The 14,135-nt window shown below is 67.8% G+C and carries 11 protein-coding genes and 5 pseudogenes; 8 read left to right on the top strand and 8 right to left on the bottom strand.

Annotated features, from left to right (window positions below; translation table 11 throughout):
• The 5 genes and pseudogenes from ACFVWD_RS54600 to ACFVWD_RS54580 form a co-directional block, all read left to right on the top strand.
• Nucleotides 1-210: hypothetical protein (locus ACFVWD_RS54600; RefSeq protein WP_389606330.1), on the top strand; the 210-nt coding region annotated here is incomplete at its 5' end.
• 2 nt (nucleotides 211-212) lie between these two features.
• A complete protein-coding gene (locus tag ACFVWD_RS54595) occupies nucleotides 213-1,172 on the top strand; it encodes a hypothetical protein (RefSeq protein ID WP_389606328.1) in 960 nt (319 codons plus the stop codon).
• 133 nt (nucleotides 1,173-1,305) lie between these two features.
• Nucleotides 1,306-2,418, top strand: coding sequence for an RICIN domain-containing protein (locus tag ACFVWD_RS54590; protein WP_389606326.1), 1,113 nt, complete (start codon nucleotides 1,306-1,308; stop codon nucleotides 2,416-2,418).
• Between the two features lie 588 nt (nucleotides 2,419-3,006).
• Nucleotides 3,007-3,471, top strand: a pseudogene (locus ACFVWD_RS54585) (FAD-dependent monooxygenase); the annotation flags it as partial.
• Nucleotides 3,472-3,519: 48 nt separating this feature from the next.
• The gene (locus tag ACFVWD_RS54580; RefSeq protein WP_389606324.1) at nucleotides 3,520-4,290 is read left to right on the top strand and encodes a transposase; all 771 of its coding nucleotides are present in this window, start codon (nucleotides 3,520-3,522) and stop codon (nucleotides 4,288-4,290) included.
• Between the two features lie 38 nt (nucleotides 4,291-4,328).
• Here ACFVWD_RS54580 and ACFVWD_RS54575 read toward each other — a convergent pair whose 3' ends face one another.
• Nucleotides 4,329-4,784 (bottom strand): VOC family protein, encoded by a 456-nt coding sequence (locus tag ACFVWD_RS54575; protein WP_389606322.1) that lies wholly within the window; start codon nucleotides 4,782-4,784, stop codon nucleotides 4,329-4,331.
• 209 nt (nucleotides 4,785-4,993) lie between these two features.
• Between ACFVWD_RS54575 and ACFVWD_RS54570 the strand changes: the two are divergent.
• Nucleotides 4,994-5,668, top strand: a pseudogene (locus tag ACFVWD_RS54570) (FAD-dependent monooxygenase); the annotation flags it as partial.
• A gap of 200 nt (nucleotides 5,669-5,868) precedes the next feature.
• On the opposite strand, the gene ACFVWD_RS54565 reads toward ACFVWD_RS54570, so the two are convergent.
• The 3 genes and pseudogenes from ACFVWD_RS54565 to ACFVWD_RS54555 form a co-directional block, all read right to left on the bottom strand.
• The gene (locus tag ACFVWD_RS54565) at nucleotides 5,869-6,798 is read right to left on the bottom strand and encodes an ADP-ribosylglycohydrolase family protein (protein WP_389606320.1); all 930 of its coding nucleotides are present in this window, start codon (nucleotides 6,796-6,798) and stop codon (nucleotides 5,869-5,871) included.
• A gap of 137 nt (nucleotides 6,799-6,935) precedes the next feature.
• Entirely contained in the window at nucleotides 6,936-7,178 is a 243-nt protein-coding gene (locus ACFVWD_RS54560; protein WP_389606318.1) for a hypothetical protein, read from the bottom strand.
• 362 nt (nucleotides 7,179-7,540) lie between these two features.
• Nucleotides 7,541-7,729: pseudogene (locus tag ACFVWD_RS54555) on the bottom strand (transposase); the annotation flags it as partial.
• 563 nt (nucleotides 7,730-8,292) lie between these two features.
• On the opposite strand from ACFVWD_RS54555, the gene ACFVWD_RS54550 reads away from it, so the two are divergent.
• Nucleotides 8,293-9,594, top strand: coding sequence for an MFS transporter (locus ACFVWD_RS54550; RefSeq protein WP_389606316.1), 1,302 nt, complete (start codon nucleotides 8,293-8,295; stop codon nucleotides 9,592-9,594).
• A gap of 403 nt (nucleotides 9,595-9,997) precedes the next feature.
• Here the strand turns inward: ACFVWD_RS54550 and ACFVWD_RS54545 are convergent, their stop codons facing one another.
• Complete coding sequence (locus tag ACFVWD_RS54545; protein ID WP_389606315.1) at nucleotides 9,998-10,282, bottom strand: hypothetical protein; 285 nt, start codon at nucleotides 10,280-10,282, stop codon at nucleotides 9,998-10,000.
• A 615-nt stretch (nucleotides 10,283-10,897) separates the two neighbouring features.
• On the opposite strand from ACFVWD_RS54545, the gene ACFVWD_RS54540 reads away from it, so the two are divergent.
• Nucleotides 10,898-11,971, top strand: a complete 1,074-nt coding sequence (locus ACFVWD_RS54540; RefSeq protein ID WP_389606313.1) for a S8 family serine peptidase — start codon at nucleotides 10,898-10,900, stop codon at nucleotides 11,969-11,971.
• A gap of 32 nt (nucleotides 11,972-12,003) precedes the next feature.
• Here the strand turns inward: ACFVWD_RS54540 and ACFVWD_RS54535 are convergent.
• From ACFVWD_RS54535 to ACFVWD_RS54525, 3 genes and pseudogenes are all read right to left on the bottom strand, one after another.
• Nucleotides 12,004-12,237 (bottom strand): annotated as a pseudogene (locus ACFVWD_RS54535) (hypothetical protein); the annotation flags it as partial.
• Nucleotides 12,238-13,330: 1,093 nt separating this feature from the next.
• Nucleotides 13,331-13,595: pseudogene (locus tag ACFVWD_RS54530) on the bottom strand (hypothetical protein).
• Complete coding sequence (locus ACFVWD_RS54525; protein WP_389606311.1) at nucleotides 13,595-13,813, bottom strand: hypothetical protein; 219 nt, start codon at nucleotides 13,811-13,813, stop codon at nucleotides 13,595-13,597. Before ACFVWD_RS54525 ends, ACFVWD_RS54530 begins: the two are co-directional and overlap by 1 nt.
• Nucleotides 13,814-14,135: the final 322 nt, after the last annotated feature.

The following is a 14,135-nucleotide window of genomic DNA, read 5'->3' as shown; positions in this document are numbered from 1 at the left end:
CAGCTGGTGGCCCTTGGGGCGGGGGGCGACGCGGGGGGGGGCCGGGGCGGCGCCCGCGGCCAGAACCCGATCGGTGTCAGTCCCGCCACGCCCGCCGAATGGGTGCTGCTGTGCCCGACCCGTCGGTGCTCGCGTTACGCCTGGCCCGACAGCTCCGGCGCGGCCCGGTGCCGCATCAGCAGCCAACCCCTGCGCAAGGAGCTGTTGTAGTGGTGAACGGGTTCCTGAGTGCCCTGGGACAGAAGCTCGCGGAGCGCTGGTTGTCCCTGCTGGTGCTGCCCGGAGCCCTCTTCCTGGCCACGGCCACCACCGCCCGGATCCTCGGTCAGGCCCACGCCCTGGACTACGGCCGCCTCACCGATTGGATCACCCACTGGGCCAGAAATCCCGCCGCGACGACAGCCGGCGGCCAGGTGGTGTTGATCGGCGCGGTCCTCGCGGCCGCTGCTGCGGCCGGACTGGCTGCCCAGGGCCTGGGGACCTTGCTCCAGCGCACCGCACTGGCCGCCGACTGGCACAACTGGCCCCCTCCGCTGGCGCGATGGACCGGCGCCGTCGTTACGCGCCGCCGCGCCCGCTGGACCGCCGCCGTACGCCGCTACCAGCAACAACTCAGCACGGACGCTCGCTCCTTGGCCCGCACCGGGAGCCGGCCCGATCCCTTACCACGCAGGACTGCTCACCTCGCCATGCAGCGCATCGCCGCCGAGGAACCGGACCGGCCCACTTGGAGCGGTGACCGCATCCACGCAGCAACCGTACGTCTGGAGCGCGACCATCGCCTCGACGTGCCCGTGCTGTGGCCGTATCTGTGGCTGATTTTGCCCGAGACCCCCCGCGCCGAGATCACGGCTGCCGAGCAGGCCCTCACTCGTGCCGCCGCCCTCGGAGGCTGGGCTCTGCTCTATGCCCCGCTGAGCGCATGGTGGTGGCCGGCCGGCCCACTCGCCACCGCCCTCGCCATCACGGCCAGGTACCGCTTCCGTAGTGCCGTCGACGCCTATACCCGGCTCTTGGAGGCCGCCATCCGCCTCCATGCAACCGACCTGGCTGCCCAACTCGGCATTGACCACAGCGGTCCTCCCGACCCTGTCCTGGGCAACGCCCTCAGCCAACATCTCGGCTCCCGAGCCCCCACCCCACCTGCTTCCGGGGGAGCTTCGCCGGACTGACTGCCGAGTTCGGGCGTGGTCGGTGGGAAGCCAGTGGTACGACGTAAAGCGGCGATCTTGACTCGGGCAGGCTCGGGCACGTGGCCAGGCCACAACGGCAACGCTCGGTGGTCGTAGCGGGAGAGGAGACGGAATGGCTGTCGAGGTGATCACGGATTGCGGCACGGCTGCGTGCCCGAGAGGCTCGTGGGCGCTCTACGGCAACCTTCACTTCAACACGGACGGCGGTGACAACGCCAATCGCGTTCTGGTCACTGACGAGAGCGTCGTCGACCTGTCCGCCTACGGCTTCCAGGGCCAGGGCATGTCGTTGGTGAACCGCACGGGGTACGACGTGACCTGCTACACGGGGCCCGCCTTTGTGTCCAACAAGCTGGTGATTCCGAGCGGGGGTGCTCGCACGAACCTGCACGACACGCGCGTATCGAACACCAGTTGGGACTCCAGGCGGTGGAGCAGGAGTATCGAGTCAGTGCGCATTGGCATCCCCTCTAAGGGAGGGCTGCCCGAGAACCGTGTGTACCTGCTCGCTGAGCGGAAGTGGGGCTATCTACTGGGCCTCGCCGACGAAAGCAAGGAAAACGGTGCAGCTGCGCGGGCTACTCGGGGAAATGGCCAGGCTATTCACCAGTGGGAGGTGGCCCAGGTGGGCGACGCCCGCTTCACCCTGCGGAACGTCTTCAGCGGTAAGTGCCTGGACAACCCCGCAGGGAGCACAGAGGACGGCGCCAAACTCCATCAGTGGGAGGCCGACGGCGGCATCAACCAGCAGTGGCAGTTCACACGGGCTGCGGAAGATACCTACACCCTCACCAGCGCTGCCAGCGGCAAACTCCTGGACGTCGTGACCGCCAGCACCAAGAGCCACCACGTCGTCCAACATGCGGCAAGAGGCTCCGTCACGCAGCAGTGGCGCCTGATCCCTGTCGAAGAACCGCACGCCGTCATCGACCAGCAGATCAACGCCCTCTACGTCCGCGCCACCGCCGTGGTCCACTCAGACGGCAGCCTGGTGCGTGCCCAGGGAGTCACCGGGGTCACCAAGCTCGGCACGGGCCACTACGACGTCACCTTGCACGCTTCCCTGAGCCTGCAAGGAGCGGCCTACCAGGCAACACTCGACCAGAACGCAGACCCAGGCAGCGAGGTCTACGTCGGCGACTCCTACACCCCCAACAGCGTCCGCGTGATTACCGGCCGCAGCGGCAACGCCTCCGACCAGCCCTTCCACATCACTATCCTGTAACCCGCCCCCAGACAGCCAGGCCCGAGCTGAACGCACCCCGACCCCGCGGACCGCCTGCGGCAGGCGCCACCCGAACAGCGGATGAGCTGATCACCCAGAAGACCTCCGTCGAACTCGGCCCGGCCGGCAAGCTCTGGACCACCTGGGCCACCCGCAACCTCACCGCCACCCTCGAACGGCTCCGCCTCGACCGACAGCTCGAAGAGGCCCTCACCCACGGCGCCGACCCGCTCCACCTCGCTCTCGTCGTCGGCATCGACGCGAAGACCGCCATCCGCTACGCGGACTGAGCACGCGCGCTTCCGGGAGAAGCTGCCGAGCAGGCATCGCAGTGAAACCCACTCGACCTGCTCAAGCCACTGACGAGATCGTGGACAGATGCCGTCGACCGAACCAGCAGCCCGTGAGCTTCAGGACCGAGCCGCTCTCTGGAGCATGGGCGAGATCCCCGCAACCGATGTCGTCCCTGCTGCCTGTGATGCACTCGTTGCCGGCCTCGACAGTCCCGCTCTGCGGATCTTGGCCGCGTGCACACGCGCGGAGGCGGATTACGCCGTCCCCGACCTCCTTCCCCCGGTACTCGACGAACTGGGCCTCACCTTCCACCCAGCGGGCAGCGTTGCCGGACAGGAAGCCGCCGCACGAGCGCTTGCCGCCCGGATGCTGGCCGGCGAGCTGACACCACGCGAGCTGCGTTCGGGCTATCTCGTCGGCTGTGACGGCGGGCGCAGTACGGTGCGCAAACTGCTCGGCGTCGGCTTCCCCGGCGAGCCCTCGCGGACCGAGACGCTGATGGGCGAGATGGAAGTGGGCGTGCCGCAGGAGGAGATCGCCGCCAAGGTGACCGAAATCCACGAGACCAACAAGATTCTCAGTCTCAGGCCCTTCGGCGAAGGGGTCTATCGCGTCGTAGTCCCCGTCACGAGAGTCAGCGATCACGCGGAACCGCCCACCCTCGACGATTTCAAACAACAGCTGCGCGCCATCGCCGGAACCGATTTCGGCGTGCACTCCCCGCACTGGCTGTCCCGCTTCGGGGATGCCACCCGGCTATATAAGGGGTGTCCCGTAACTGCTGGTCAGGGGTGAGATGAACTTGATGTGTCTGGTGTGATCACGGCGTCGGAGCCGTCCTGGACAGCCCCGTTCACCGGTCTGAGTCCACGTCAGTTCGGCAAACTGATCACGGCGTTGAGGCACGAGGGCGCGGACTCCGTCCGTAAGGGTCGGCCCTGGAGCCTGCCGCTGGAGGACCGGATCCTGCTCGTTGCCGCGTACTGGCGGACCAACCTCACGCTGCGGCAGCTGGCGCCGCTGTTCGGGGTGTCGAAGTCGGCTGCCGACCGCGTCATCGACCACCTCGGCCCCGCGCTCGCCCTCCAGCAGCGCAAGCGGTTCCGCACGGACACCGTGCTGATCGTGGACGGCACCCTGGTCCCCACCCGTGACCACATCATCGCCGAGCAGTCGAAGAACTATCGGTACTCCACCAACCACCAGGTCGTCATCGACGCCGACACCCGCCTGATCGTCGCCGTCGGCTGGCCACTGCCCGGGAACCGCAACGACTGCAAGGCATGGGAGCTGTCCGGCGCGAAAGACGCGGTCGGCAACACCATGGTCATCGCCGACGGCGGCTACCGGGGCACCGGCCCCGTCATCCCGCACCGCCGCGAACGCGGCCAGGCCGAACTCCCGGCCTGGAAAGAGGAACACAACGCCTCCCACCGAAAAGTCCGCGCCCGCGTCGAGCGCGCCTTTGCCCGCATGAAGAACTGGAAGATCCTGCGCGACTGCCGCCTCAAGGGCGACGGCGTCCACCACGCCATGCTCGGCATCGCCCGGCTGCACAATCTCGCCCTCACCGGATAGGCAGCGAGCCGGCCGCACGCTCTACCGCCTCCAATTGTTCAATGAACGCAGAACTCGTTGCCCTCCGGGTCCTGCATCACGACGAAGAATGAACCCGAGCTATCCGATTCCTCGATGCGCAACCGGGACGCGCCCACGCTCTCCAGCCGCGCCACCTCGGCAAGCACCCGCTCCTTGCGAGTGGCAAGCGGGACGTTACGGCCTCCGCTCACACTCAGATCAAGGTGGAGCCGGTTCTTGACGACCTTCGACTCGGGTACCTGCTGGAACCAGATCCGCGGGCCGACGCCATGCGGATCGATGGCGGAGTCACTGCAGTCGCCTGCGCCCAGCTCCTCCTCTGACAGGCCCTGGTCCAGCCAGTACGCGCGCCAGGTAGCGAACGGTGCAGGCGCCGGCTCGACTTTGTAACCCAGTGCAGCGGCCCAGAATGCCGCGAGCCGCTCGGGCTCAGTACAGTCGATGGTTATCTGGAGTTTGGGATTGGTGATCACCAGCCGACTGTATCGGCCGTATCAGTGCCGGCTCTTCGAGTTGCGCCAAGGACTGTTGGCTCCCGGTGGATACCGAGACCTGCTCGGTGATCGGCGCTGGCGAGCTCTCGGAAGGATGATCGTCCTACCCGCAACGCCTCTTCGAACGCACGCCGTCCGGTTCCCCACAACGCCCACCCGCACCACTGGAACGTCATTGCGGGACAAGCCTTTTAGCCGAACGTTATCGGCTCGGGCGGGTGCTGCTGGCCGGCGATGCGGCACACATCCATCCACCCACCGGCGGAGAGGGCCTCAGCCTGGGCGTTCAGGACGCATTCAACCTCAGCTGGAAACTGGCCGCACAGATCCGCGGCTGGGCGCCGGAAACACTGCTGGACACCTACCACGCCGAACGTCATCCGGTCGCCGAGGACGTGCTGGACAACACCCGCGCCCAGATGGAACTGCTGTCCACCGAACCGGGCCCGCAGGCCGTGCGCAGGCTGCTCACCGAACTGATGGACTTCGACGTGGTGAACCGCTATCTGATCGAGAAGATCACCGCGATCGGCATCCGCTACGACTTCGGCGAAGGCCCCGACCTGCTCGGCCGCCGCCTGCGCGACATCGACGTGAAACAGGGCCGCCTCTACGGTCTGCTGCATCGCGGCCGCGGCCTGCTGCTGGACCGCACCGAACGCCTGACCGTCGGCGCCTGGTCAGACCGGGTCGATTACCTCGCGGGTCCCACTGCGGTACTGGATGTTCCGTGCGTCCTGCTACGCCCCGACGGCCACGTCGCCTGGATCGGCGACGATCAGCAGGAGCTGGACGACCGCCTCTCCCGCTGGTTCGGCAAGCCCGCCAACTGTTTTCGCCTGAGCAATCGCAAAGGCCCGTGAGGAGGATCGAACGGCCAGTGGCGACTGACCATCGGAAGGCTGGAGGCAGCATCAGCTGTGGTGCTCTGGCGCCAGGGTCGGCCTGCGAGGAGGGTCAGCCTCCGAGTGACGACCAGAAGACGGCGGAAGAGCACCGCGGAGTGGATCGGCGCAGGCGGCCGTGCGTTCGTCCAGCGGCCGATTGATGAGCAAGACCCGGTTCAGCCTCCGAGACGGTGTGCAAGGTGGAGCAGATCTGCTAGGTGCAGCACTCGTCCGTTGAATCCTGGGAGGGGGACATGGAGCGGCTGGGTCCAGTGGGCGGGGATTGCATCCAGCCCGTAGTACGCCCCCGCGAGGCCTCCGGTCACCGCGGCGACGGTGTCCGTGTCACCGCCGAGGTCGATGGCCGCGCGTATCGCGTCTTCGAAGCTGGTGGTGGTGCGCAGGGCCCAGACGGCGGAGCCCAGGCAGGGCCAGACGGCACCGTTGAACTCGGTCGCCTGATCGGGGTGCCAGTCGGGCGCGAGGACTGTGGCGTAACGGCCGCGGTGGTCGGGGTGGACAAGAGCCAGGATGTCCGGGAGCGCAGTGAGGGGGGCGGTGTCCTCGAACGTGACGCGGATGAGTTCGTGGAAGATCGCGGTGCCTTCCCAGGCCGCGCGGTCACCGTGGGTGAGGGCAGCGATGCGGCGGGCCGCGTTCATGGTGGCTTCTTGGCCGGCGGCCGCGAAGTGGACCGCGGAGGTCGATGCCCGCATCAAGGAGCCGTTTCCCGCTGCTCGTTGGTTGACCTGGAAATGGATCGCGGCGGCGAGGTCCCAGGGCATGCCGTTGGTCAGGACGTCTTCGGTCTGCAAGCCGATGTCCTTCGGTTGTGATGCTGCCCACCGCTGGAAGCGGGCGAAGATGTCCGGCAGATCCAGTCCGCCCCGCTCCAGCAGCGACTCCGCGACCAGGACGGCCATCTGCGTGTCGTCAGTGGCCTCGCCGCGGTCCCAGCCACCGCCTCCGCACATCTCGCCACCGGCACCAGGCGCGGGAAACCGCGCGGAGAACGCTCCCTGGGGACCGAACTCGAAGGGGCCGCCCAGGGCGTCACCCACCGCTGAGCCGACGACCGCGCCAGCGGCCCGCTGAATCCGCTTCATTCGCGCAGGTTATCTGTGCCGCGCCGACGGCCGCGCGGCTCTATTCCTTCTTCGGCTCCCCGAACCATCGGCGGCGAACGCGTCTCGTCTACGGAGGTGTCACGTGAGACACCCTCGGTGTGAGACACCTGTCCAGGTCACATAACGCCGTCGAGCGCGGTGTCGTCGGGCAGTTGTGAGGCCGCGGCGATGATCTCGGGAAAGGCTGCCGTCAGGTTCCCGCCGCTGCGGGAACGGATCAGAACCCGGTCGCCGGGCCACCGGCCCAGCACCGCCCGGTAACCGTCCCACTTCGGTTCAGCCGCATGCCCCGGGTGGAGGGTGGGGTCACGTGTGGGGGTGGCGAGCATCGGCTCAGGCAGGGACCAGATTGAGGACATACTCGACGCCTTCCACCGTGAGCAGGCGGAGGCGGGTTGTGTCGCCCGGTCAGCGGATTGGCGACAGGCCTTGCGGGTGCGCGGTCTGCACGTATCTCACCGCGACGCCGGGGTGGATGGCGAAGAGACGAAGAGACGAGGAGAAGATTTCCGCCAGACCGACCGCGGCACGTCCAGAAGCCAGGGGGCGGGTTCCGGATTCCCCCATGGACCTGCGGATTTCGCAGACCGCTCGCGGAATCCGCGAGTGATTGCAGGAATCCCACCCCCTTGAGGGATGCGTCGAACGCGGGCCGCCTACCTGCTGACTTGCCCCGATCACCCCATTGATGGCCGCCCAGGAACCCGTGCGTACTCCAGTTGCGCCACTGCACCCCGGTGCGGCTCACATAGAGGATCGCGTCCAGGATCTCGCGCAGGTCGTGCTCAGGCGGGCGACCAAAGGCCAGGGCACGGCCGCGACGCTCGAAGCGCCAGGCCGACAGGACCGGCTCCACCAGTTCCCGGCGTGCATCAGACAGGTCACTCGGATATGCGCGTCGTTGCTGCACGATCCGGTCCTAGCGCGTCGAAGCACGGCGCCGCCTTGAAGACGCTAGAAAGGCAGGGGTGGACGACGAGGAGCCAGACTTCGCCCGTTGGCAGTGGCAGTTCGGCCGGGACGACCCTGCCCCGTCGAGGGCGCCGTCGGAATTCACTGATCAGCGCACATGAGCGCAGGTTTCCGCGGCAGTTCCCACGCTCACGTTGATCGTTTCCGGGCCTGCGTGGTGTGACCCATCGGTTGATGGTCACGAGAACGGGAACGCTTGAGGCTGGTGTCGCTCCGAGATCCAGGTGGTCAGCAGATCTGTCTTCGTAGGTGAAACTCGGACAATTCCCTGTGCGGGCCCGCCTATTGCGAAAGGTTCGTCGTTGCGGAGGGCCGGTGCCCGAGGTGACAATGCGTGGAGGTGCCGGGTGGTCATCCCGGCGAAGTGTTGGAGGCGCTGCTTGTGAACGCCGCATCGCGGTGCGCCTCGCTGTGCGCGCCAGACGCTGACCACTTCGCTTCGCCCACCGGCTGACTTGCTTCGTTCGCGGTGGGCGCTTCCCCTCATGGGAGACCACCGTAGTGCCCGAAGACTTCTTGACGGGTGATCGCCGTCCTCTGACAACGGTTCTTGCCGCCAACCTCGTTTCGATCACTGGGAATTGCCTCACGTACATGGGCGTGCCGTGGTTCGTGCTGCAAAGCACGGGCAGTGCCGCCAAGGCCGGGATCGTCGCGTTCTGCACACTGCTGCCCGTGGTGCTCGCTGCGCTCGTCGGTGGTCCGGTCATCGACCGGATCGGGCGACGGCGGGTGAGTGTCGCCTCGGATCTCGCCTGCGGAGTCGCGGTTGCGGCGATCCCGCTGCTGCAGTTCGCCGACATCCTGCATTTCTGGATGCTGTGCGTGCTGATGGAGGTGACAGGGCTGTTCCGTTCGCCGGGTGAAACAGCCCGCGGCGTGCTGTTGCCCACGCTCGCCGAACGCGCCGGAATGCCGCTGACCAGGGCTGCCGGGTTGTACGACGGTGCGGCACGCTGTGCGGCGCCGAGTGGATCGGCTCTCGGAGGTGTGCTGATCGCCGTACTCGGAGCCGAATACGTGCTGTTGGTGGATGCCGCGACCTTCGCTGTGTCCGCGCCGCTGTTCGCGTTCGGGGTGCGCGGTCTGCCTGAGGCACAGGCCCAGCGGCGGGTCGAGCCATCGTCGTTGCGTGCCTACCGTGGTGAACTCGCGGAAGGGTATCGCTTCGTGGCGGCCACGCCGTTGCTCCTGGGCCTGTGCCTGATGACGCTGGTCACCAGGGGCCTCGACCAGGGATGGAGCGCCGTGCTCCTCCCCGTGCATGCCCGTGAGGAGCTTGGTGGTTCCATCGATCTCGGTCTGCTGAACGCGGCGTTCGGGGTCTGCGCCCTCACGGGGGCGCTGGTCTATGGGGCGGTGGGCAGCCGCTTTCGGCGGTGGCCCGTGTTCACGATCGCGTTTCTCATCGTGGGCCTGCCGCGCTTCGTGGTGGCCGCCTGCACCGACACCTTCGCGCCGCTGGCCGTGATCATGGCGGTTGAGGGTCTCGCCTGCGGTGTGCTCAACCCCATCATGGCCACAGTGACGTACGAGACGGTGCCGGAGGCACTTCGCAGCCGCGTGTTGAGTGTGACAACAGCCTCGGTCCAGCTGGTCACTCCGCTGGGCGGACTGGCTGCGGGCTTCCTCGTGGATTCGGTCGGCCTGCCCTCCACGCTGCTGACGGTTGGCGGTGTGTATCTGCTCGCCACGCTGTGCCCAGTGATCTTCCCGGCCTGGAGAAAGATGGACAGTGCCGGTTCTCCCCACGACAGGGCGGAAGGCTCCCTGCCGCAGGGTTCGGGGGCGAAACGGGTGTAGTCACGCTGACGGCCGTTTCGGCGCTGCTCAGAAACGCCTGACGTCGGTGCTCCCCGTCGCCGTACTCAGGCGGGGCCCGGGTCTTCTTGGTCCAACTGCCGGTGCGGGGCCAGAAGTTCACCCCGAGAAGAAGTCCCAGCGATCCGGACAAACGGACTCACGTCACGGGAGGGGCCGCTACCGTAGCCGCACGGTCTCGGTGCCGCCCGCCTCCCCCGTCGGACGGCACCGAAGCCGGTCACCTGCCGTGTCGCACGGTCCGTCAGCCGGGTGGCAGCCCGACCGCTGAGGGCTCGCGCGACGCATTCGAGGATCGGGCGAACTCACCAGCCTGATCGCCCCCGGCGGCAGCAGGCGCTGAGGCGCCGCCCGCCCGGCACGCGCCGCGTCGGGTCTGCACCGCTCAGAGGACGAAGACGCTGCGACTGCCGTTCGGGTGGTAGGTCTCACCGGGGTAGATCAACCAGTCGACGTGGCCTGTGCAGTCGGGCCCGGACCACACTTCGGCGACCGCGTCCGTCCTGTTGGCCACCACCGGCGGAACGAAGTCCCCCAGCGGAAAGCAGCCACTCGGATTCCGGTGGGCCACGCCATCGATGGCCAGGAACCCGTTGGCCGCGTATGCGGAATTCGGGATCGTGAGCGCGATCGTCGCGGCCGCCGCACACGCGCACAGGGCCTTCGTCATACGTCGCATCTTGTACACGCCTCTCTAGCGCGGGACTGCACGACCTACAGTCCCGCGCAATAGCTTAGAGCGACCGATCAACTACGTATGGCCACAGATGCACATGGCACTCCCCGAAGCGCAGCCCCGCCGTCGAGATGCCTCGCTGGCGCCGGGCGCCCGCACTGCGGTCACCCCACTCACCAGGAAACGGAGATCACCTCCGAACCGCCCTCTCTCAGAGCCTTCAGGTCCGAACTGCCCGGCCCCGGCCCATTGGCCAGCCGGATGTGGGGGATGTGCGCTGTCGGAGCGGAGAAGCTGGGCCGTCCGTCGGGCGATCGCGCGTCGATCGTCCGAAATGAGGCGCGCTTGTGATCACAGTGACGTTCGGAGTGGGGGTTCTGCCTATTTTCATGAAGGAACGTCATGCGGGTGCGTGTGCGCAGATCTGTGGTCGCCACTGTTGTGGTTTTGGCGAGTGTGGTTGCTGGGTCCGCGCCGGCTCAATCACGGACCTCGGCGGTCGGTGACGTGCGCCGGACGGGCCCGGCCGGTGCGGGCGGTGACCGGGGCCCGACGTCAAAGCGGCTCTGCCCGGACACGCACGACCCTGACCGGGCGATGTGCATGGCGATGATCCGGACCGACGTGCCGGCGACCCCGGTCCTCGGACCCGGCCGGCAGCCGGAGGGCCTCTCGCCACGAGACATCCAGAGCGCCTACGAACTGCCCCTGCACGGCGGGAGCGGGCGAAAGGTCGCCATCGTCGTCGCAAACGACTACCCCACCGCCGAGCAAGACCTGGCCGTCTACCGCCGCCAGTTCCACCTCCCGCCGTGCACCACCGCCAACGGGTGCTTCCAGAAGATCTACTCCACCGGCGTCAAGCCTCCCAACGTCGACCCCATCTGGGCTCTTGAGGCCGCGATCGACGTCCAAGCCGTCAGCGCCACCTGCCCGGACTGCAAGATCACCCTGGTCGAGGCTCCCACCGCCTTCATCGTCAGTTCTATGTTGCCGGCCGTCGACGTGGCCGGCGATCTGCCAGGTGTGACGGGCGTCAACGGCAGCTGGGCCATCGCAGAGCAGCCGGCCGAGGGCACGGTCGACTTCCACTTCCGTCCCGGCATCGCCTACACGTTCGCTTCGGGCGACCTCGGAGGCGTGCCGGTCTACCCGTCCGTCTCCCCGAATGTCACCTCGGTGGGCGGTACCAAGCTGACCCGCGCGCACAATCGCCGCGGCTGGACCGAGAGCGGCTGGTCCGGCTCCGGAGGCGGCTGCTCGCTGTACGAGCCCAAGCCGTCCTTCCAGCGCGACCTCAAGTGCCCGACCAAACGCGCCACGCCCGATGTCTCCGCCGTCGCGGACCCTGACACCGGCACGGCCGTGTACTGCACGACCCCCGGCAACCCCACCACCGGCTGGCAGGTCGCCGGCGGTACCAGCGTGTCCGCCCCGCTGATCGCCGGCATGTACGCCCTGGTCGGCCGGCCCGCCCCGACCGACCGCCCCAACACCTACCCCTACGCCCGGCCCTGGCACTTCCATGACATCCTCACCGGCATCGCCGGCCCCTACTCCGCGGGGCCGGGATACGACCTGGTCACCGGCATCGGCACACCCAACGGCGTCCGCGGCCTACGAGCCCCCACATGGGGATACAGCCGCGCGGACCGTGTCGCGTCAGCCGCAGGGCAGAGGTGAGTCAGCAGCCTTACCCCAACCTCACCGGGAAACGCCGTGCTGATCAGCCTCGTCGCCATCAGCACCGAGAACTGGTCCGGCGCTTCGTCGATGGCCTTCGCCTCCAGGTGGCGCATCACCGCGGTGAGCATCGCCGTGCGCTTGGGCTCCGCGGCCCGCTCCAAGCTCGCGGCCTTGGACCCCAGCCCGTACCGGGCCAGAGACGCAAGCCGGTTCGGCGGGATCTGCGACAGCTTCCACCGGCCCAGCTGGAACGCGCCGATCTCCTGATCAATCTCAGCGCCAACCACGGTTCGATTGATCCCCGGGGCCGGAACCACCCGGACTCTCAGTTCTCCAGAAGACGTCGACGCCACCACCCGCACGCACCCCACGAACTTGCCAGCATCAGGTGAGAACTGAGGGGAACAGTCCGTCGATCGAATTCGGAATCGAGCCTGGAGACGAGCCTGCCAAGGTCTTCCCGAGCACCATGGGGAAGCCACAGCAGCACGTCCTCCAGGCGGTCTCGCGCCACGAGAGGATCACAGCACTCGCAGCCCATTACCGGATCCGGCAGCACGCGTCCTGGCTGTTTCAGATACCACTGGCACTCGGCCAGGGCAGCAGCCACAGCCCCTGGCCATAGTCGGTCCTCTTCCAACTTCCGGATCGCCACGCGAGTCGCCGCAGACACACCGCGGACCCGGCGAACAGGAATACCTCTTCTGGGCCGCCAACGCTTAGCGCGCAGCCTCTTCGGACGCCTACGTGGCATCGGCCTTTCGGATCAACATGCCAGCATCCTGCCACGGACCGGACCGCCTCCGCACGTGGTCACAGAGAGCCCGCACCACGGCAGGTGCTCCTACTTCCCACCGACATTCCTGCCCTCTCCGGACGAAGAGTGATGCCGGAACCCGTCGACAAGCGGTCTCGGTCGAGACCTACGCAGCCACCCGCAGCTGGCAGCACGCAGTGAACGAGGCCCGCGCCGTACTCGAGCAGGAGCAGGATGCGTGCTGCAGCACTGCGCCCTGACGCAGCGTTTGCCGGCCTTCGGGCTTGTCCGGCGTGGAGGCCCCGTCGACGCGCATCACGAGATGCGGCCCCCCGACCCCCTCGCCCCGCTCCGTCACCTGCCGTCCGCCCCACCACACACCCCTACACATCCATGCGGGCCGGTAGAGGAGAGGGAAGAGGGTTGTCGAGATCGCTGGGCGGGACCGGTCAAGGGGTCTGACCTGCACAGACAGCGAACAGGCCGCTACACCTGTCGGAAGGGGACTTGGTAGGGGCAACGGCAGGGGCGCCGGTAGGGTGATTGGCGGCTTGCCCGTGGAAGGGGCCCTATACCCGGCCACGTCATGCTGCGGTCCGTCAGGCCTCGATGTAGGCGACGACCACGACGGTGCGCTGGTGCGGTGACGAAGTACAGGACGCGGACGCGTTCGAGCTCGTCTGCGTACTCGCGCAGTTCGGGGTGGGTGGTGTCGCCGGGGATCGCCTCGCCGATCTCGGGGTCGACGGAGATGGCGACCAGGGCGCGGTCCAGGGCGTGGATCTGGTGTTCGTCGGTGAGGTTCTCCAGCTGCTTCGCGGCGGAGTCACTGAAAGCAATCTGGGCGCGGCGTCGTCCGGGCATCAGGCGGCCGGGCGCTGTGTGGCGAGGCGGGCAAGGTGGGCCTCGCGCAGTTCCTCCCACGGCGTGCATTCCTCGACCGCCGGCAGTCCGTTGGCCGCGATGTCCTCGAGCGCGCTGGCGAACCGGTCGGCGTCGGCCCGGGTGCGGGCGGCGTAGGCGCGGACCACGTCTGCGGCCGCGGGCTCCAACGGCTGGCGTGCGCCGGGTTCCTGACTCATGGCGGTCTCCTGCGCATCGTGGTGAGGTCCACGGTAGTGCCCGCCACTACGGACCGGGAGGCCTTCGCCCCAGGCGGGGGCTAGCGGCCGCTCTTGGTACGTGTCGGACCGCCCCTCTGTGCCCTCCTAGCCGGGCGCCTCGCCGGTCGACCTACCACTGCTCGAAGCGGGTCATAAGCAGTCGAAGAGCTGTCCCGTAACTGCCGGCGCCCCGCCTCAGGGAAGTTTGTCGGCAACGGCTGAATTTGGGGCCAGTTCGAACGGTTCAATCGTGAGCCACTGTGCGGCCTCGGTGTGGTCAGTCAGTCGGTGGCGGTGGGGA

The sequence above is a fragment of the Streptomyces sp. NPDC058086 genome, assembly GCF_042885015.1.
In the GTDB taxonomy this organism is placed as follows: Bacteria; Actinomycetota; Actinomycetes; order Streptomycetales; family Streptomycetaceae; genus Streptomyces.
The sequence above is the reverse complement of the archived record's forward strand: the minus strand, read 5'-3'. Positions and strand labels throughout refer to the sequence as shown.

Coding starts and splice junctions, on each gene's coding strand:
- ACFVWD_RS54590 (WP_389606326.1), top strand. CDS start 1,306: ATGGCTGTCGAGGTGATCACGGATTGCGGCACGGCTGCGTGCCCGAGA.
- ACFVWD_RS54565 (WP_389606320.1), bottom strand. CDS start 6,798: ATGAAGCGGATTCAGCGGGCCGCTGGCGCGGTCGTCGGCTCAGCGGTG.
- ACFVWD_RS54560 (WP_389606318.1), bottom strand. CDS start 7,178: ATGTCCTCAATCTGGTCCCTGCCTGAGCCGATGCTCGCCACCCCCACA.
- ACFVWD_RS54545 (WP_389606315.1), bottom strand. CDS start 10,282: ATGACGAAGGCCCTGTGCGCGTGTGCGGCGGCCGCGACGATCGCGCTC.
- ACFVWD_RS54540 (WP_389606313.1), top strand. CDS start 10,898: ATGATCCGGACCGACGTGCCGGCGACCCCGGTCCTCGGACCCGGCCGG.
- ACFVWD_RS54525 (WP_389606311.1), bottom strand. CDS start 13,813: ATGAGTCAGGAACCCGGCGCACGCCAGCCGTTGGAGCCCGCGGCCGCA.